The sequence below is a fragment of the Stenotrophomonas sp. STEN031 genome (assembly GCF_056759975.1).
Map to the genome: position 1 here is coordinate 27260 of NZ_JBRREA010000004.1, position 19416 is coordinate 46675.

Genomic DNA, 19416 nt, shown 5'->3' on the forward strand with positions numbered 1-19416 from the left:
TGCAATTGATGCTGCACGGGGGAGTGCGATGAGTACCTTGCGCGATGCGATGAGCCACGCCGCACTGGGCTGGGTGAAACCCGAGCTGGACGAGACCCTGCGCCAGGTGCGCAATGAGGTCGAAGCGTTCGTGGAAGATCCCAGTGATACCAGCCGCATGCGCTTCTGCGCCGGCTACCTGCACCAGGTGCAGGGCACGCTGCGGATGGTTGAGCTGTATGCGCCGGCCATGGTCGCCGAGGAACTGGAACTGCTGGCCAATGCAGTACGTGAGGGGGCTGTTCCCGAGCGTGACGAGGCCTGCGCCACGCTGATGCGTGGCACCGTGCTGCTGCCCGATTACCTGGAACGCCTGCAGAACGGCCATCGCGACATTCCGATCGTGCTGCTGCCGCTGCTCAATGACATCCGTGCCGCGCGCGGTGCCGAGGGCATCAACGAGAGCGTGTTGTTCGCCTTCAATCCCGACGCCAGCGACGCCAGCGCCGATGAGCTGGAACACGCACGCGGCAGCCTGAGTGGTCGCAACCGCGAGCTGCTCGACACCGTGGGCAGTGCGGTCAAGGAAGAACTGATGCGCATCAAGGATGCGCTCGATCTGCATATGCGCATGGACGGCAACCCGGCCGACCTGCAGGTGCAGGTCAACGAACTGGGCGCGGTCTCCGACACCCTGGGGGTGATGGGGCTGGGCGTGGCCCGCGGCATTGTCGCCCAGCAGCGCGATGCGCTGCGTGAGGTGGTCGATGGTGCGCGCCAGATCGACGACAACCTGTTGCTGGATATCGCCGGCGCATTGCTCTACGTGGATGCATCGCTGGACGACCAGGTGGCCCATCTCGGCGCCAATGTCGCCGGTGACGACGATGCCGGTTCGGTGGAAACCCGCCGTACGGTGGAAGTGCTGGCACATGAAGCCATTGCCAACTTCACCGCGGCACGCGAATCGTTCGTCGCGTTCATCGAGACCAACTGGGATCACGCGCGCCTGGCTGAAGTGCCGCGCCTGCTCGGCGAAGTGTCGGGCGCGTTGCGCATGCTGGAGATGCCGGTACCGGCGGACTATCTGCTGGCCGTGCGCCAGTACATCGACGTCGAGCTGATCGCACGCCAGCGCATTCCCAGCGGTCGTCAGCTCGATACCCTGGCCGATGCCATGGCCAGCCTGGAATACTTCCTGGAAGCCCTGCGCGACCGTCGTCCGGGCCGCGAGGAAATCCTCGATATCACCCGTACCAGTCTGGAAACACTGCGTTACTGGCCGATTCCCCCGGTGCAGGTTGTGGCCGCCACGGCGGCGGTCGAACCGGTTGCCGCCGAAGTCATTGCTGCACCTGTTGCCGAGCTGGCAGCAACGCCGAGCACCGTTGTGGACGAGGCAGTCGCCGCCGGCCAGGACGATGTCCCGCATGCGTCTGCTGACGCAGTCGCCGACGCGGCGCCTGCTTCCGAACCGGCTCCTGTCGTTGCAGCGCCGGTGATCCCACCGCCGTTGCCGTCGTTGGATGCGGAGGTGAAGCCGCAGGCTGCCGCGGTCGATTATCCCTTGGTGTTTGGTGCGGCCATCAATGCCGTGGCAATTTCCAGCATTCCGGCACAGGCAGCGGAGGTGGCGGATTCTTCCGTGTCGGCACCGGCCGACACCAGCGCTGCGGTCTCCGCATTTGATCCGGTAGCCGCCGAGAGCTCCGGAGCTGAAGAGAGCAGCTTCACGCTGGCCCCGATGGTGCTCGAGGGGCACGACGAAGCCGCGGCGCCAGCAGATTTTGAAGCTCCCGTGTCGCTTGCTGCCTCGTTTGATCCGGTAGCCGCCGAGGACGCGACGATCGAGGGCGCGAACGACAGCTATCGTTTCGACGCCTCGTTGCTGACGCTGGATGACACCGATGCACAGGCGCCGCACGCGGTTGAACTGGGCAAGGATGATCTGGCCGATGCGGAGCGGGTCACCGTCGCCTTTGCCGATGCCGAAGTCGATGCCGATCCGTTCTTCAACCCGGAGCTGGAGACCAGCAATACCTCGATCGAGGATGCAACGCTTGCGCCGGCACAGGTAAGCAGCGATTGGGACCTGGCCGCCGCGCCGGTCGAACCGGCCACCACAGCGGTCGAGCCGGTTTCCACGCTGGATACCGAAACCGCTGCATTCATGGCGCAGCTGGATGCCGCCGCCGAGGCCTTCGACCCGTTTGCGTTGCCCGAGTCCCTGCAGCCCGAACTGGTCACGGCCGATGTGGGCGAAGTCGCGGCCAGCGCCGCGACGCCTGCAAGGACCGTGGCACCGACGCAGCAGCTCGAGGGCGGCTTCATCGATGGCGGTGACGTGATCGATCAGGACATCCGCGATGTCTTCATCGAGGAGTTCGACGAAGAGCTTGAGAATCTGGGCAACCTGCTGCCTGCCTGGCGCGCGGCGCCTGCCAACATGGAAAGGCTGCGCCCGGTGCGCCGCGTATTCCACACCTTGAAGGGCAGTGGCCGTCTTGTCGGCGCGCGCACCCTGGGTGAGTTCAGCTGGAAGATCGAGAGCATGCTCAATCGCGTGCTCGACGGCAGCCGTCCGGCCAGCCCCGCGGTTCTTGCCGCGGTAGCGCAGGCGTATGACGTATTGCCGGAATTGAATGCCGCATTGCGTGGCACCGGCAGCATCCAGTCCGATCTGCTGGGCATGCAGGAGGTGGCCGACCGCGTCGCTGCGGGTGAAGAAGCGTTCTACGTCACCGGCGCCAGCGCCGTTGCAGCTGATGTGGCGGTTGGCGAGGTGGCGGCGGAGTCCGATGCGGAAGCAGCCGTTGCGCCCGTCGGCGACGTTGAAGTTGCCGTACAGGCCGACGGTACTCCGGCTTCCGTGGACGAGGTGCTGCGCGAAATCCTCGAGGCCGAGATTGGCGCCCACCTGGATACGGTGCATGCCTGGTTGGCGGCTTCGGCCGTGCAGCCGCAGGCCGTCTCCGAGGACCTGTTGCGTGCGGTGCACACCATGAGTGGTGCATTCGCGATGACCGATGTGCCGGTGATAACCCAGATCACCAGCCCGGCGGAAACCTTCGTCAAGCGTTCGCTGGCGGCGTCGGTCACCCCGACGGCTGCTGGCGTGGATGCGTTGGCGCAGATGGCCGCTGCGGTACACACCACCATCACGGCCTTGCGTGCGCCTTCGCCGCGTATTCCTGCATTCCCGGGCGTGGCCGAGCGTCTGCAGGCCCTGGTCGATGCCTTGCCGGACGCCAAGTGGCCGCCGATGCAGGCAGACGAAGAACTGCTCGCCAATGACAGCGTAGCTGCGCAGCCGGCAGCGTCGGCGGGCAATGACATGAACGCCGAGCTGGTGGGGGGCGAAGACCTTTCCGCGTACTTTGACGCAGGCTTGCTGGAGGAGACCCCGGGTAGCCAGGTCTCGCCGGAAAGCATCGAACAGCCGGCCACGGCAGCCGAGCCCGAAATGCTGTTGCCGATGGCGACCGCCGCCGAATCCAGCGGGTCGGAGCAGATCGAGCTTGCGGATACCGTTGCCGCCGACGTGTCGTCGACGGTGCTGGAAGTCGCCAGCGATATCGAGCCGGCCGCGCCAGTTGCTGCTGATGCGCCGGTCGAACTGGCCGACAGCATCGAGCCGACCGAGGTCGTCGCGCCGGAAGTTGCGCTGGATCCGGTTGAAACGGTCGATCAGTACGATGCAGTGCGCGCCTCGACCTGGGGCGTTGCCGCGGAAGCGGTGGAAGGTGATCAGGAGCCGGTCGCGGAAGCGTCCGATCCGACGCTCGAAACCGAGCCCGAAGCGGGCGAGGTCGAAGCCGCACAGGCGACTGCCGCTGCAGCCGATGCCGCGGTTGAGGCCGATGCGCTCACTTCGACCGAAGACAACCAGGAAGACGAGGCGACGGCTGTCGAGGTTCCCACCGATCAGCACGATCACGACAGTGTGATCGCGCGTGCGCTGGCAATTGCTACCGGTACGGCTACGGTGGTTGCCGGTGTGGCCCATCTGGGTCCGAGCGAAATCGAAGCCGCAGCAGAAGTCCCAGTCGAAGCCGAGGAAGAAGCAGAAGTAGAAGCATCGAACGCGACAGCGCAGATCGAAGAAGACCAGCCGATTGCGGAGTCTACCGATCAGACCTTTGCCGCGGTTGAGGACGGCGTCGTGCAGGCATCGGCTGACTTCGTGCAATCGGGCGAGGAGGCCGCAGTTGTCGATGCGCCGGAGGCAACGACAGCTGCGTCGCTGGACGCTGTCGACGCCGCGGATGCGCCGCCGGCTGGTGAGGACATCGCGGCCGTCGAGGCACACGACGCAAGCGAAGCCGTTGCTCCGGACGAAGAACCCGCCGTAGTTGAAGAAGCCGGGCAGGGCGACGGCGTCGTTCAGCCGGAACACGTCCAGCCTGAAGCGGCCGGGGCGTTTGAAACGACCGCCGTGGATGACAGTGCAGGCCAGGCCGACGCCGGGGCCAGCATCGAACCGAAGGCGGAACTGGCTCCACTCACCGCCGCCTTGCCGGAAGAGGTCGCCGCACCGGTCGCCGCCGCTGCTGCGCATGAGCTTGATGCCGGGCCGCTGAATTTTGCCGACCTGGATCGCGAACTGGTCGATATCTTCGTCGAGGAAGGCAAGGACCTGCTCGATCATTGCGATGGCCTGATCAATGACCTGCGCGCGGCGCCGGAAGATCGTGAAGCCTTGGCGGGTCTGCAGCGTGACCTGCATACCCTCAAGGGTGGTGCACGCATGGCGGGCATCAATGCCATCGGTGACCTTGGCCACGGTATCGAATCGCTGCTGGAAGCGGTTGCGGCCAACCGTACCGAGATCACCCGCAGCGATGTGCAGCTGCTGGAGCGCGGCTTCGATCGTCTGCACCAGTTGTTGCTGCGTACCGGCGAGCATCGCGCGGTACAGATGCCGACCGACTTGATCACGGCTTTCGAAGCCCGTACCGACGGTCGCGCCGAGGCCGCACAGGCGCCGGTGGAAGCCGCTGTCAGCACGTTTGAACCGGCACCGCAGAAGCCTGCCGGCGACGATGTGCAGCCGCAACCGGTGGCGCAGAGTGCGCCGCTGTCGGCGCCGCTGCGCGAAGAGCAGGCAGGCAACGAAGACGAAGGTGCGCCGCGCGGCCAGGAGCAAGTGCGTGTTCGCGCTGACCTGCTCGACAGCCTGGTCAACCATGCCGGTGAAGTGGCGATCTACCGCTCGCGCCTGGAGCAGCAGTTGGGTGCCTTCCGTGGCGCCATGGCCGAGCTGGACCGCACCAACGCACGCCTGCGTGACCAGCTGCGTCGTCTGGATCTGGAAACCGAAGCGCAGATCGTGGCGCGTTACCGCCGCGAGCATGAGCAGGCCGACCAGACCTTCGATCCGCTGGAACTGGACCGCTTCTCCACCCTGCAGCAGCTCAGCCGTGCGCTGAACGAATCGGCAGCCGACTTGGGCGGTCTGCAGGGGGTGCTGGACGATCTGTCGCGCAACTACGACACCTTGCTGCAGCAGCAGTCGCGTGTCAGCTCGGAACTGCAGGATGGCCTGATGCGCGCGCGCATGGTGCCGTTCGACGGTCTGGTGCCGCGTCTGCGCCGTGTGGTGCGTCAGGCCGCGCAGGAAACCGACAAGCAGGTGCACCTGAAGCTGGAAGGCACCCACGGCGAACTCGATCGCAATGTGCTGGACCGCATGGTCGCGCCGCTGGAGCACATGCTGCGCAACTCGGTTGCACATGGCCTGGAGCAGCCGGCCGCACGTGCTGCCGCAGGCAAGCCGGAAGAAGGCGAAATCGCCCTGCGTCTGCGCCGCGAAGGTTCGGAAATCGTGCTGGAAGTGGGCGATGACGGTGCCGGCCTGGACCGCGAGGCGATCCGTCGCCGCGCCGAGCAGCGCGGTTTGTTGGGTGCCAACGAGCAGATCGACGATACCCAGCTGGACCAGATGATCTTCGCCTCGGGCTTCAGTACCAGCGAACAGGTCAGTCAGCTGGCCGGCCGTGGTGTGGGCATGGACGTGGTGCGCAACGAAGTCCGTCAGCTCGGCGGCTCGGTGGACATCCACTCGGTGCGTGGCCAGGGCGCGACCTTCACCTTGCGCCTGCCGCAGACGCTGGCGGTCACCCAGGCGGTGTTCGTCCGCATCGGCGAAACCACCTATGCGGTGCCGGTGGCCTCGGTCAGCGGTATCGGTCGTATCTCCCGCGAGCGTTTCGAGTCCGGGCAGGGCGGTTACCACTACAACGGCGAAGACTTCAGCCTGTACAACCTCGGCACCCTGGTGGGCCAGGTTGCAGCCAAGGCCGAAGGCCAGGCCGAGATCCCGCTGCTGCTGGTGCGCTCCGGCGACCTGCGTGCGGCGGTGGCTATCGACCAGGTACTGGGCAACCGCGAAGTCGTGGTCAAGCCGGTGGGCCTGCAGATCGCCTCGGTGCCGGGTATCTACGGCGCTACGATCACTGGCGAAGGCAACGTGGTGGTGATCCTGGACGTGGCACCGCTGGTGCGTCGTCACCTCACCCAACCGCAGCAGACGGTGGAAGTGATCGAGGCCAGCAGCCAGCGCCATGTGCCGCTGGTGATGGTGGTCGACGATTCGCTGACCATGCGCAAGGTCACCAGTCGCGTGCTGGAGCGTCACAACCTGGATGTAGTGGTCGCCCGCGACGGCGTGGAAGCGCTGGAGCAGTTGGAAGAGCGCATCCCGGACCTGATGCTGCTGGATATCGAGATGCCACGTATGGACGGCTACGAGCTGGCCACCGCGATGCGTGCCGATCCACGCTACAAGAACATTCCGATCGTGATGATCACCTCGCGCAGCGGCGACAAGCATCGCCAACGCGCCTTCGAGATCGGCGTGCAGCGCTATCTCGGCAAGCCGTACCAGGAGTTGGATTTGATGCGCAATGTCTACGACCTGCTGGGGATCGCCCGTGCACGCGACTGACGACACTGCCAAGCCGGTTGCCTTGCTGGCCCGTGCCGGCGCCGCCCGGGATCGCCTGCGCGAAGCGCTGGTCGCTGCCGGCGGCCGCATCGTGCTGGAAGAGGATCCCAACCAGCTTGAGCCGTCCGCACTTGCCGCGGCCGCGCCGCAGGTGGTGCTGGTGGCCTTGGAGCCGGCGGTGGAGGACGCGCTGGAGCGACTGGAATCGGTGCTGGAAACACCGGAACTGTCGCTGCTGTTCGAGGAAGCCGAGCTGGCCGCACGTCGCGAGGGCTGGGAGGCGCAGCGTTGGATCCGCCATCTGGCGGCCAAGCTGCAGGGGCATGGCAACGTGCTGCCGCCCGGTCTGGAGCATGAGGAGGCGGAGCCGGCGATTGCCCTCGAACCCGGCATGCCGCCGCGTCCTGCTGACGGGCATGTGGATGCACCATTGCAGTTCCATCTGGACGAGGCACAGGTGCAGGCCTACGACCTGCCCGCTGATGAGATCTACGAGGCCCCGGCCCGTGCGCTTGCGCCGCGCCCGGAGGTGCTGTCCTTCGAGGAATTGATTGCGGGCGCTGCGCAGCCGGTCGCAGCCGTGCCGCCGCCGCTGCCGGCGGAGCCGGTTGTGGTGCCAGTGGCGACGGAATCCGAAGCCGAGCCCGCCAAGGTGCCGCTGGGCGATTTCAGCAGCTGGTCGCTGCTGGAGGATGATGGCTATGAAGCGGCGCCTGCTGCGGCAAGTGCGGTCCAGGTGCCGCCGCCGGCCCTGGCCAGCCTGCTCAACAGCGAGTTGTCACTGGTTGAGATCGACGAAGGCGCTGCCGAAGGCAATGGGGCAGTGTTGTTGATCGCCGGCATCGGTGGTCCGGATGCGGTGCGCCGTGTGCTGGCCGGCCTGCCCGAAGACTTCGCGCGACCGGTGCTGGTGCAGCTGCGTCTGGACGGCGGCCGCTACGCCAACCTGGTCAAGCAGATGGCGCGGGCGACGCCGCTGCCGGTGACCTTGGCCGATCCGGGGCAGAATCTGGTTCCGGGCGATGTCTATATTCTTCCCGACGTGATCGGTGTGGAGTCGAGTACCGAGGGCCTGCGCTTCTGCGCGGAAGCCAACGACTTGCTTGAAGCCCTGCAACCCGACCGCAGTGCCGTGCTGATGCTCAGTGGTGCCGACGTGGCCTTGGTTGCCCCGGTGCTGGAATTCGCCGGCAAGGGCGGCTGGGTGGCGGGGCAGATCGGTGAGGGCTGCTATGACCCGGCCGCCGCCAGCCAGCTGGCTGTCGCGGGCATGCGCGCCGGTGATCCGGAATATCTCGCCGCCGAATTGGCAGTGCATTGCGCGGCGTGATCGCTGCGCGACCCAGGAACTGACGATGAGCTACGCAAACAACGATGAAGTCCGTGGGGTACTGATACAGGCCGGTACCGAACGCGTATTGCTGCCCAACGCAACGGTGGCGGAAATGATGTCGCGCGTGGCGGTCGAGCCGATCGCCAATGCCCCGGCATGGCTGGTCGGGCAGATCGCATGGCACGGCTGGAGCGTGCCGTTGCTGTCCTATGCCGGGCTCAGTGGGCATGGCAACGAAATGGTCGGCGGCAACAACAAGGTGGTGGTGCTCAAGGCCCTGGGTGGCAACCCGGACCTGCCGTACTTCGCCCTGTTGACCCAATCCTTCCCGCAGCTGATCGCGGTACCCCGCGATGGCCTGCTGGCTGACGCATCGGAAGAAAGCCTGCCGGTAGGCGTGCACATGCGCGTCCTGCTCGGTGAACAAAGCGCACTGCTGCCAGATCTGGACGCAGTGGAAAGCGCCGTGATCCTGGCCCTGGCAGAAGCCGTAGCCTGACCGAAAGGTAGTGCCGAGACATGCTCGGCAGCGGCCTTCCCAGCGATCTTCGGCATTTGTAGGAGCGGCGTAAGCCGCGAAGCTCGCACTCCAACAGATTGCAGGCCGGTTGGTGATCTTATCGGTGTTGGCTTCGCGGCTTACGCCGCTCCCACAAACACCGACAGCGGGTTTGTCGGCAATGCTCACGCCGGGCACGGCTCGGCGCTACAGGTCGCCCAGCCGCGCCTGCAGGGCCGCGATTGCCGCCAGGCCGGCGGTCTCCGTGCGCAGGATGCGCGGACCCAGCTGCAGGCCCTGGAAGCCTGCCTCGCTCAGTTGCTGACGGTCACGCGGTGACCAGCCACCTTCCGGCCCGATTGCGATCACCACGCCGTTGGCGGGTGCTGCCGGCAGCGAGGCCAGGCGATGCTCGCCCAGCGGGTCCAGGGTCAGTCGCAGGGTCTGCTCGGGCAATGCCGTCGTGGCTGCAGCCAGCGCCTGCGGGCTGGCAATGGACGGAATCCGCGCGCGCCCCGATTGGCCACAGGCCGAACCCACCACGTTGCGCCAATGCGCGATGCGCTTTTCGGCGCGTGCTGCGTCCAGTTTTACTTCGGTGCGCTCGGCATTGACCGGGATGATACGGCTGACCCCCAGTTCGGTGGCCTTCTGCAGGATCAGGTCCATCTTCTCGCCACGCGCAATGCCCTGCAGCAAGGTGATGGCCAGTGGCGATTCGTTGTCGACGGCCTGGGCACTGTCGATGTGCACCTGTACCTCGCGCTTGCTGATCGCGCTGAGGGTGGCGGCATAGTCATGGCCATCACCGTTGAACAGGATGCAGCTTTCGCCCTCGCGCAGGCGCATCACCCGGACCAGATGGTTGGCCACATCCTCCGGCAGGGACAGGGTCTGGCCAACGGCAAGCGGCAGTTCAATCGGGCTACGGGTAAGGCGCATGGGTGTTCTCGCAAAGGCGGTGCCGCGTGGGGAGCGGCTGGGTCTGCTAGCATTTCAACGTCATGAAAACGTATCTGCCAATGCGCATTCTATCGGTCTACCGTCGTTTTGCCCGGAGTGGCGCATGAGTCGCCGTCTGCCACTGATCCACAACGTGGTCGAAGAACACATCGGTCCGTTCCGCCAGCAGCAGCTGGACCTGGAGTTTTCCAACGGCGAGCGCCGGCATTTCCAGCGGCTAGTGAGTGGCGGGCACGGTGCGGTCGTAGTGGTGCCCATGTTCGATGACGAGACCGTATTGCTGGTGCGTGAATACGCAGCCGGCCTGCATCGTTATGAACTGGGCCTGGTCAAGGGCCGCATCGACGAGGGCGAGACGCCAATCGAGGCCGCCGACCGCGAGCTCAAGGAGGAGGCCGGTTACGGCGCGCGCAGGCTGGATGCGCTGCGCAGCCTGACTCTCGCACCTACTTATATGAGTCACCAATCCACCCTGGTGCTGGCACGCGACCTGTATCCGCAGCGCTTGCCTGGTGACGAGCCGGAAGAGTTGGAAGTGGTGCCGTGGAAGCTGGCCGAGCTCGACCAGCTGATGCTGCGCGAGGATTTTTCCGAGGGGCGCTCGCTGGCAGCCCTGTTCATTGCCCGTGAGTGGCTGCGAGGTGGCGCATGAACGCAGTAGTTGATGACGTCCTGCGCGAAGGCGTGTTGGACATCGCCCAGCGCGCAGGCGCGGCGATCATGCAGGTCTATGCCAACGGTTTCGACGTCGAACAGAAGGCCGATGACAGCCCGGTCACCACGGCCGATCTGGCCGCGCACCGGCTGATTGTTGCCGGTCTGTCGCAGCTGACCCCGGACATTCCGGTACTGTCCGAGGAATCGGCCCAGTTGCCCTGGGAGACGCGTCGGCAGTGGCAGCGCTATTGGCTGGTGGACCCGCTGGACGGCACCCGTGAATTCATCAAGCGCAATGGCGAATTCAGCGTCAACATCGCATTGATCGAAGATGGCGTGTCGGTGTTTGGTGTCGTACAGGCACCGGTGACCGAGGTCATCTGGCATGCACAGCGCGGTGGCCAGGCCTGGCGCCGCAGCGGTCAGCAGCAGGACGCGATTACTACCCGGGTGCCACCGGCATCGCCGTTGCGGGTCGCCGCCAGCCGCTCGCATGCCAGTGCGCGTACCGCGGCCTTGTTGGCACGGATGGGTGAAATCGAGCTGGTCGCGCAGGGCTCGTCACTGAAGTTCTGCCGCATCGCCGAAGGTACGCTGGATGTGTACCCGCGGCTTGGGCCAACCAGTGAATGGGATACCGCCGCCGGCCAATGCGTGCTGGAAGCAGCAGGTGGTGCCGTGTTGGCGGCCGATGACGGCGTGCCGTTTGCCTACAACCAACGCCCGCGTCTGCTCAATGGCGACTTCGTTGCCTTGGGTGATGCCTCGTTGCCGTGGCAGGCGTGGGTGGCCGGGCTTTGACGCCCAGCCACTGGCTGCCTGCAGTGAACTTCAAACGCCGGCGACTGCCGGCGTATTCGTAACAAAGGTGATGTGCGAATGTCCGAATTGACCAATATCCAGACCCTGTTGCAGATCATGGCGCGCCTGCGCGATCCCCAGGGCGGATGCCCCTGGGACCTGGAGCAGGACTTCGCCAGCATCGCGCCGTACACCGTCGAGGAGGCTTATGAGGTTGCCGATGCCATCGACCGCAATGACCTGCCGGATCTGAAGGACGAGCTCGGCGATCTGCTGCTGCAGGTAGTGTTCCATGCACAGATGGCCAGCGAGCAGGGCGCCTTCGATTTCGGCGATGTGGTGGCCTCGATCAGCAACAAGATGATCCGCCGCCACCCGCATATCTTCGGCAATGCCGAGGTCAGCGACGCCGACGAAGTGCTGGCCAACTGGGACCAGATCAAGCGCAGCGAACGCGCCGCCAAGGGCGAGGAGGATGATTCGGCATTGGCGGGCATTTCGCGTGGACTGCCGGAGTGGCTGCGTGCCACCAAGCTGCAGTCGCGTGCTGCCCGCACCGGCTTCGATTGGCCCGATGCGGTGCCGGTACTGGACAAGCTGCGTGAGGAAATCGACGAACTGCAGGCCGAGTTCGAGCTTGCTGCCGCCGGCGCCGACAACCAGGTCCGGCTGCAGGAGGAACTGGGTGACGTGTTGTTTGTCTGCGCCAATCTTGCCCGCCACGCCAAGGTCGATAGCGGCACCGCCCTGCGCCATGCCAACCACAAGTTCGAACGCCGTTTCCGTGCCATGGAGGCGCTGGCGGCCGCTCGCGGAACCGCGATGCCACAGCTGGACCTGCAACAGCAGGAGGCCTTGTGGCAGCAGGTGAAGCAGCAGGAGAAGGATTCCGCGCAATGAAGACCTTCGCGCTGTTCCTGCTCACCGCGTTGGCGGAGATCGTCGGCTGCTATCTGCCGTGGGTCTGGCTGCGGCAGCAGGGCAGCCCGTGGTTGCTGCTGCCAGCTGCCGCCAGCCTGGCCCTGTTCGCCTGGCTGCTGACCCTGCATCCGGCGGCCAGCGGGCGGGTCTATGCCGCTTACGGCGGCGTCTATGTCTGCGTGGCGCTGCTGTGGTTGTGGCTGGTGGACTCGGTCAAGCCCACCCGCTGGGACCTGCTCGGCGGTGGCCTCTGCCTGCTCGGCATGGCGGTGATCATGTTCGCCCCACGCAGCAACTGAAGCGCCTATGCTGGCGGCATCCAGTCCCGGGTGCCGGCCATGTCAGGATTCAGCAGCTTCCGTGCGTTCTACCCGTTCTACCTGAGCGAACACAGCAACCGCACCAGTCGCCGCCTGCATTTCATCGGCAGCTGCGGCGTGCTGCTGTGCGTGGCGATGCTGCTGTGGACCGGTCAGCTGCGCTGGCTGGGGGTCGCCCTGTTGTGTGGCTATGGATTCGCCTGGGTAGGGCACTTTTTCTTCGAGAAGAACCGACCGGCAACCTTCCGCCATCCGCTCTATTCATTTGCCGGTGACTGGGTGATGTTCGTCGATATCCTGCGCGGGCGGGTGCGCCTGTGAGCCCGCTCAGGCAGTTGCCCGGGCTGTGGCTATACTCGGCCCATCAATCAGCACAAGGAGTGGTCGAATGAGCGGCGGAGCAGCGGTGTTGGCGTTGGTGGTCACGGTGGCCGGCATCATCGTGCTGTTCAAGACGGTGCGGATGGTGCCGCAGGGCTATGAATGGACGGTGGAACGGTTCGGCAAGTACACGCACACGATGAGCCCGGGCCTGCATTTCCTGTTTCCGGTGGTCTATGGCGTCGGCCGCAAGGTGAACATGATGGAGCAGGTGCTGGACGTTCCCAGCCAGGATGTCATCACCAAGGACAATGCGGTGGTGCGGGTGGATGGCGTGGTGTTCTTCCAGGTGCTGGATGCGGCCAAGGCGGCCTATGAAGTGGCCAACCTGGAAGTGGCGATGATTGCCCTGGTGCAGACCAATATCCGTACCGTGATCGGCTCGATGGACCTGGACGAATCGCTGAGCCAGCGCGAGACCATCAACGCCAAGCTGCTCAACGTGGTCGACCACGCCACCAATCCGTGGGGCGTCAAGGTCACCCGCATCGAGATCAAGGACATCCAGCCACCGGCCAACCTGGTGCAGTCGATGCAGCAGCAGAAGATGGCCGAGCAGAACAAGCGTGCTGCGGTGCTTGAAGCCGAGGGTATCCGCCAATCCGAGATCCTGCGCGCCGAAGGCCAGAAGCAGTCGGCGGTGCTGGAAGCGGAAGGCCGCAAGGAGGCCGCGTTCCGCGACGCCGAGGCACGCGAGCGTCTTGCCGAAGCCGAGGCCAAGGCGACCGCGATGGTGTCCGATGCGATCGCCAACGGCAGTGTGCAGGCGATCAATTACTTCATCGCGCAGAAGTACGTGGAAGCCTTCAGTGAACTGGCCAATTCCCCCAACCAGAAGCTGGTGCTGATGCCGATGGAGGCTACCGGGGTGATCAGTTCCATTGCCGGCATTTCGGAACTGGCCAAGGAGGCATTCGCCAAGCAAGCCGACGCCAAACAGCCTGCACGCGGCAACCCGCCGCCGTTGGGGCGCTGAGCCATGCGCTGGGAGGTGGTGCTATGGGCGGCACTGGCGGTGGCCTTGTTTGCCGCCGAGGCATTGGCGCCGGGTGCCTTCATGTTGTGGATGGGGATAGCGGCGGCCGCAGTCTTCCTCACCGTCTGGGCGTTCGATGGCATGAGCCTGCTGCTGCAGGTCATCCTGTTCGTGGTGCTGAGTTTTGTCTCCATCCAGGTCTACCGCACCTGGTTCCGGCAGCGTGCGCGGCCCAGCGACCAGCCGCTGCTCAACCGCCGCGCCGAGCAGTTGATCGGGCGGGTAGTGACGCTGGAGCAGGCCATCAGTGCCGGTGTCGGCCGGGCCAAGGTCGACGATGCGTTCTGGGTGGTGGCCGGTCCGGACCTGCCCCAGGGCAGCACGGTGCGCGTGGTCGCGGTCGACGGCATGACCCTCAAGGTGCAGGCGGTCTGAATACTGCCGCGGCACTGCCGTTGTGGCGGTGCCGCAGGTTTTACACGTAACCATCTGGGATAATGGCGGTCCCCTTAGTGTGGAACGGCCATGACCCTGAAAACCCTGCTCAACGAAACCCACCGCTCACTCGGCGCCAAGATGGTCGACTTCGGCGGTTGGGACATGCCGATTCACTACGGCTCGCAGATCGACGAGCACAACCTGGTCCGCACGGCCGCCGGCATGTTCGACGTCAGCCACATGACGGTGGTCGACCTGAAGGGTGCGCGCACCCGCGAATTCCTGCGTCAACTGCTGGCCAACTCCATCGACAAGGTAAAGGTCAGCGGCAAGGCCCTGTACTCGTGCATGCTCAATGCGCAGGGGGGGGTCATCGACGACCTGATCGTCTACTTCCTGGCCGAGGACATGTTCCGCATGGTGGTCAACGCCTCCACCCGCGAGAAGGACCTGGCCTGGATCCGCCAGCATGCCGAAGCCTTCGGCGTCGAGGTGGTCGAGCGCGAAGACCTGGCCATCGTTGCCGTGCAGGGGCCGCAGGCGCGTGCCCTGGTTGCCGGCCTGGTAGCGGAGTCGGATCGTGCCGCGCTGGACAAGCTCGGCCGCTTCGCCGCACTGACCGTCAACTCCATCGAAGGCGTTGAACTGTTCGTCGCACGCACCGGTTACACCGGCGAAGACGGTTACGAAGTGCTGCTGCCGCAGAGCGCGGTCGTCGCGTTCTGGAACGCGCTGCTGGCCGCTGGCGTGAAGCCGGCCGGCCTGGGCGCGCGTGACACGCTGCGCCTGGAAGCCGGCATGAATCTTTACGGCCAGGACATGGACGAAGCCATCACTCCGTACGAGGCGGCGCTGGCCTGGACCGTGGCGCTGGATGACCTGGCCGATGGCACGCCGCGTGCCTTCACCGGTCGCGCCGTGCTTGAAGCGCAGAAGGCCGCCGGCAACGCGCGACAGATGATCGGCCTGGTGATGGACGAGAAGGGAGTGCTGCGTCACGGCCAGAAGGTGCTCACCGCCAATGGCGAAGGCGAGATCCTGTCCGGTACCTTCTCGCCGACGCTGGGCAAGGCCATCGCCTTCGCGCGCGTGCCGGCGGGTGCGCCGGGTGACGTGCGCGTGGACATCCGTGGCAAGGAAGTGCCGGTGCGCATCGTGAAGTTCCCGTTCGTGCGTGACGGCCAGGCACAGGCCGGCATCAATCTTTGACCTGTAGGACCGGGCCGGAAGCGACCTCGCTTCCGGTTCGTTAAACTAGCGCTTCATCCCGACCACCGTTTTTCCGGAGTAGTTCCATGAGCGAGATCCCTGGCGACCTCAAGTTCCTCAAGTCCCACGAATGGGCCCGTGTCGAAGGCAGCAACCGCGTTACCGTCGGTATTTCCGATCATGCCCAGGGTTTGCTGGGTGACCTGGTCTATGTCGAACTGCCGGCTGTCGGTGACAGCGTGCAGGCTGGCGTTGGCGCTGCGGTGGTCGAGTCGGTGAAGGCCGCTTCCGACGTCTACAGCCCGGTGTCCGGCACCGTTGTCGAAATCAACGAAGCGGTGACCGACAAGCCGGAAACCATCAACGAAGATGCCTACGGCGAGGGTTGGCTGTACGTCGTCGAGCTGTCCGATCCGGATCAGTTGAACGACCTGCTCGGCCCGGACGACTATGCCGAGATGTTGGAGAACGAGGACCACTGAGTCCTGCCGCTCTCCGAAAAACGGCCGCTGTCAGCGGCCGTTTTTTTTTGTGGCGATGTCAGCATCAGGTGATGATCGGTGGTGATGAGGGCCGGCACGCGCTTGCCGCGATGCGTGCTTGAAGGTGCGAACCGACACCGGTACGCGTCCTTGCCGATCGCGAAACGGTTCAAAAAGTTTGCGCAAAATCATCCACTGCGGATGCCAAACCTCGCCTTGGGCAAACTTTTTTTTGGTCGTCGGAAGCGATGGGTAGCAGGCATCGGTCGCATGCTTTGCGACGCTGTTGGAGTAGCGGCGAGATGGCGGCGCGTCTTCGTTGCTCAAACGAATAGTGCGCTTTTACCGATGTTTTTTTACTTTGTGTTTTTTCTGGAGGCCGCGGCAACGGTGTTGTGGCCATGCAATCGCGGGGCGCGCCGGGGCGGGCACGGCTGCGGAAGGCTGAAGGCTTCCGAAAAATATTTTGGAAAGATGGTTGACAGTAAAAAAAACCGTGATTAGGTTTCGCCCAGCAGACCTTTCCTGCGGAAGCGAGTGAGCCGGATCAACATTCAGACGCGAAGCACAACTTGGACGTCCGCCAGGATTCTCTTGATGGTGGAGCAGGAGTCGCTTCCTTCCGCGAAACACCCCCCTGATTTCTATCTGGCACCCGCAGCGGGAACCGTAGCGGGTGTTTCTGTATCCGTCACGATGCGCTAGACGCGTCGTCGGTCCTCCGCCGAACACCGCGGATTTGCTTCAACTGGGCATTTCAATTCCATAGATCACTGACGAGGAACAAACCATGGCTACGAAGAAAGCAGCTAAAAAGCCGGCCGCCAAGAAGGCGGTAAAGAAAGTCGCCAAGAAGGCTGCCGTGAAGAAGGTTGCCAAGAAGGCAACCGCCAAGAAGGCAGTGAAGAAGGTCGCCAAGAAGGCTGTTGCCAAGAAGACCGTGAAGAAGGCAGCCGCCAAGAAGACCGTCAAGAAGGCAGCCGCCAAGAAGACCGTGAAGAAGGCAGCTGCCAAGAAGACCGTCAAGAAGGCCGCAAAGAAGGTTGCCAAGAAGGCAACTGCCAAGAAGGCCGTGAAGAAGGTTGCCAAGAAGGCAACTGCCAAGAAGGCCGTGAAGAAGGTTGCCAAGAAGGCAGCTGCCAAGAAGACCGTCAAGAAGGTTGCCAAGAAGGCAGCTGCCAAGAAGGTCGTAAAGAAGACCGCCAAGAAGGTCGCCGCCAAGAAGCCGGCCGCCAAGAAGGTAGCTGCGAAGAAGAAGCCGGCCGCTCGCAAGAAGAAGGCCGCTCCGGTTGCGCTGCCGGCTACCCCGGCGCCGCTGATCTGATCCAGCTCCACTAGCAACACCTGAAACTCCTTCCCCGACTGCCCAGCGGGGAGGGAGTTTTTTTATGCGCGGACCGAACTGGCTAGTACCGGGCAGGCCGACCGCTCCGGTAGTGCCGAGCCATGCTCGGCAGCAGCCGGGTATTGAGCGCTGTCCCAGCCGCGCAGCCATATCCACAGTGCAGGAGTGAGGTCTGGTTTGTGGGAGTGGCGCAAGCCGCGCAGCTGACGATGTATCTGTCCGGGCAATGCCTGTGCGTCGATGGGATATCTGACTTCAGCAGTGCCGGTTTGCCGCGATCCTGCTGTCCGTGTCATCCCGAGGTTGTCGACTTCGCGGCTTACGCCGCCCCTGCACGAGGGGCGCTGTGGCTTTCGGTTTGCTGGTAAAGCCTTTGCCGAGCATGGCTCGGCACTACCGGAGCGGCGAGCTTGGTCGAGACCTCGATCGATGCCGAGGAACCGAGCCCTCCCTTTGCCGCAGGCAAGGGGAGGGTTGGGAGGGGGGCTTTTGATTTGCTGGTAAAGCTCCTGCCGAGCATGGCTCGGCACTACAGGCGGGACCGGCTTTTTGCAGGAGCGGCGTCAGCCGCGAAGCTGACGATGCATCCAATCTGCCGGGCCCTGGGTACTGCCAAAGGTGGCGCTACCGGCCAAAGAAAAAGGCGGCCATCGGCCGCCTTTCGGGTAGTGCTGGAAACCGCCATGCAGCTCAGTGCGGCGACGCCACCGCACGATCGGACGAGGCGCCCTTCTTGCCGCCGCGTGCTGGAGCCGTATCTTCGGCCATCAGGTTGTCGCTGCCGAAGTCGGTGTCCACGTCCAGCCAACGCTGCGTCGGCAGGCCGATGGCGCGATCGAGGATGGTCGGCATCATGCCGCTGGGCAGGCTGCTCTCGCCGTTCCACATGATGGCGATGCCCAGGTCGCGTTCCGGCAGCAGCGCGACCAGGCCGCGATAGCCCTGCACCGCACCGGCGTGGAAGACCACCTGGTGGCCGGAGTAATCGAACACGCGCCAACCCAGCGCATAACCGGCCGAGTCCAGTCGCTGGTGGCGCCAGCCCGAACGCATTTCGCCGGGAGTATTGACCAGCGGCGCATGCAGCGTCGCCAGCAACGGTGCCGGCAATACATCCGGACGATGACCGGTATGGGCCAGCAGCCACTGCGCCATGTCGCTGGCACTGGCGTTGACGCCAGCGGCCGGCGCGACACGGTAGTAGGTTGGCTTGGGCGTCAGTGATACCCAGCCGTTGCGGCTGCGCACGTGCGGACGTGCCCAGCGCGAACTGGCCTGGATGCCGGCCAGGCCGAGGCTGGCATCGTTCATGCCGAGCGGCTTGAGGATGCGCTTTTCAACGGCCTGCTCATAGAAGCTGCCCGAGGCCGCGAACACCACGTCGCCGACCAGGCTGAAGGCGACGTTCTGGTAGGAATAGCATTCGCCTGGCGCGCACTTGAGCGGTGCAGTAGCCAGCTTCTGGGTCAGCGTGTAGTAGTCGGCGTTGGCCTCGACATCGCGGTCATAGGCATTGCTGGTCAGGCCGACGCGTTGGCTGAGGACATCGGCCACGGTCAGTTTGTCGGTTGCCTCAGGCGTGGACAGGCGGAAGCCCGGCACGTAATCGGTGACCTTGCTGTCCCAGCGCAGGGTGCCGTCGTTGACCAGCAACCCGGCCATGGTGCCCGCGAAGGCCTTGGACAACGACGCCAGGCGGAACACGGTATGCGCGTCCACTTCCTGCGGGTTGCTGATATCGGTGACGCCGTAACCGCGCGCCGACAGCACGCGCCCGTTCTGGACGATGGCCATGGCCATGCCGGGAACCCGGTTGCCGTAGGTGAGTTGTTCGGCCAGTGATTCGATGGCGGCGACATTGAAGTCGGCCGGCAACGGTTGTACCTGGTCCGGTCGCAGTGCGACGCGGTAAGGCATCGGTTGCGTCGGCGACTGGGTGGGCGCGTTCTCCAGATTCACCGGCAGCGCCACGGCTGCTGGCGTGCTGCCGGGCAGGGTGGTGTGGGTGGGAGTCTGCGCGGTAGACGACAATGCGAAGGGCATCAACACCCCCAGCAATCCCGATGCCACCGGACGAATGTGCCGGCGCGTGCTCTTGTCTTTCATCGTGATCGGTGCCTGTAAGCTACTGCTGTCGGCGATTCTAGCGCCGCTTTTCATCAATGC

At 64.7% G+C, this 19416-nt stretch carries 16 protein-coding genes; 13 read left to right on the forward strand and 3 right to left on the reverse strand.

The window, feature by feature from the left end; genetic code table 11:
• The first annotated feature begins 28 nt into the window (after positions 1-28).
• The 3 genes from ACVOLQ_RS02610 to ACVOLQ_RS02620 are packed head-to-tail and all read left to right on the forward strand — an operon-like array spanning position 29 to position 8757.
• Positions 29-6925 (forward strand): hybrid sensor histidine kinase/response regulator, encoded by a 6897-nt coding sequence (locus tag ACVOLQ_RS02610; RefSeq protein WP_481526970.1) that lies wholly within the window; start codon positions 29-31, stop codon positions 6923-6925.
• Positions 6912-8255 (forward strand): chemotaxis protein CheB, encoded by a 1344-nt coding sequence (locus ACVOLQ_RS02615; protein WP_313172888.1) that lies wholly within the window; start codon positions 6912-6914, stop codon positions 8253-8255. The genes ACVOLQ_RS02610 and ACVOLQ_RS02615 overlap by 14 nt, the downstream gene beginning before the upstream one ends.
• 25 nt (positions 8256-8280) lie before the next feature.
• Positions 8281-8757, forward strand: coding sequence for a chemotaxis protein CheW (locus ACVOLQ_RS02620; RefSeq protein ID WP_313172889.1), 477 nt, complete (start codon positions 8281-8283; stop codon positions 8755-8757).
• Positions 8758-8964: 207 nt separating this feature from the next.
• On the opposite strand, the gene ACVOLQ_RS02625 is transcribed toward ACVOLQ_RS02620, so the two are convergent.
• Entirely contained in the window at positions 8965-9699 is a 735-nt protein-coding gene (locus ACVOLQ_RS02625; RefSeq protein WP_313493052.1) for a 16S rRNA (uracil(1498)-N(3))-methyltransferase, read from the reverse strand.
• Positions 9700-9823: 124 nt separating this feature from the next.
• On the opposite strand from ACVOLQ_RS02625, the gene nudE reads away from it, so the two are divergent.
• The 9 genes from nudE (at position 9824) to gcvH (ending at position 15905) form a co-directional block, all read left to right on the forward strand.
• Positions 9824-10372 carry an ADP compounds hydrolase NudE gene (nudE, locus tag ACVOLQ_RS02630; protein WP_481526971.1) on the forward strand — a complete coding sequence of 183 codons (549 nt, stop codon included), beginning with the start codon at positions 9824-9826 and terminating at the stop codon, positions 10370-10372.
• Positions 10369-11178, forward strand: coding sequence for a 3'(2'),5'-bisphosphate nucleotidase CysQ (cysQ, locus tag ACVOLQ_RS02635; protein WP_481526972.1), 810 nt, complete (start codon positions 10369-10371; stop codon positions 11176-11178). Before nudE ends, cysQ begins: the two co-directional genes overlap by 4 nt.
• Positions 11179-11256: 78 nt before the next feature.
• Positions 11257-12078 (forward strand): nucleoside triphosphate pyrophosphohydrolase, encoded by an 822-nt coding sequence (mazG, locus tag ACVOLQ_RS02640; protein WP_481526973.1) that lies wholly within the window; start codon positions 11257-11259, stop codon positions 12076-12078.
• Entirely contained in the window at positions 12075-12398 is a 324-nt protein-coding gene (locus tag ACVOLQ_RS02645) for a YnfA family protein (protein WP_313172894.1), read from the forward strand. The genes mazG and ACVOLQ_RS02645 overlap by 4 nt, the downstream gene beginning before the upstream one ends.
• A 39-nt stretch (positions 12399-12437) precedes the next feature.
• Complete coding sequence (locus ACVOLQ_RS02650) at positions 12438-12740, forward strand: Mpo1-like protein (protein ID WP_481526974.1); 303 nt, start codon at positions 12438-12440, stop codon at positions 12738-12740.
• A 67-nt stretch (positions 12741-12807) separates the two neighbouring features.
• On the forward strand, positions 12808-13776 hold the full coding sequence (locus ACVOLQ_RS02655; RefSeq protein ID WP_481526975.1) for an SPFH domain-containing protein: 969 nt from the start codon (positions 12808-12810) through the stop codon (positions 13774-13776).
• 3 nt (positions 13777-13779) lie between these two features.
• The gene (locus ACVOLQ_RS02660; protein ID WP_313172897.1) at positions 13780-14211 is read left to right on the forward strand and encodes an NfeD family protein; all 432 of its coding nucleotides are present in this window, start codon (positions 13780-13782) and stop codon (positions 14209-14211) included.
• A gap of 90 nt (positions 14212-14301) precedes the next feature.
• On the forward strand, positions 14302-15423 hold the full coding sequence (gene gcvT, locus ACVOLQ_RS02665; RefSeq protein WP_481526976.1) for a glycine cleavage system aminomethyltransferase GcvT: 1122 nt from the start codon (positions 14302-14304) through the stop codon (positions 15421-15423).
• A gap of 86 nt (positions 15424-15509) precedes the next feature.
• On the forward strand, positions 15510-15905 hold the full coding sequence (gcvH, locus tag ACVOLQ_RS02670) for a glycine cleavage system protein GcvH (RefSeq protein WP_313172899.1): 396 nt from the start codon (positions 15510-15512) through the stop codon (positions 15903-15905).
• A 30-nt stretch (positions 15906-15935) separates the two neighbouring features.
• Here gcvH and ACVOLQ_RS02675 read toward each other — a convergent pair whose 3' ends face one another.
• Positions 15936-16232, reverse strand: a complete 297-nt coding sequence (locus tag ACVOLQ_RS02675) for a hypothetical protein (protein WP_481526977.1) — start codon at positions 16230-16232, stop codon at positions 15936-15938.
• Between the two features lie 463 nt (positions 16233-16695).
• Here ACVOLQ_RS02675 and ACVOLQ_RS02680 point away from each other — a divergent pair, with 463 nt between their 5' ends.
• Entirely contained in the window at positions 16696-17229 is a 534-nt protein-coding gene (locus tag ACVOLQ_RS02680; RefSeq protein WP_313172901.1) for a hypothetical protein, read from the forward strand.
• A gap of 711 nt (positions 17230-17940) precedes the next feature.
• Here ACVOLQ_RS02680 and ACVOLQ_RS02685 read toward each other — a convergent pair.
• Positions 17941-19356 carry a serine hydrolase domain-containing protein gene (locus ACVOLQ_RS02685; protein WP_313172902.1) on the reverse strand — a complete coding sequence of 472 codons (1416 nt, stop codon included), beginning with the start codon at positions 19354-19356 and terminating at the stop codon, positions 17941-17943.
• Positions 19357-19416 lie beyond the last annotated feature (60 nt).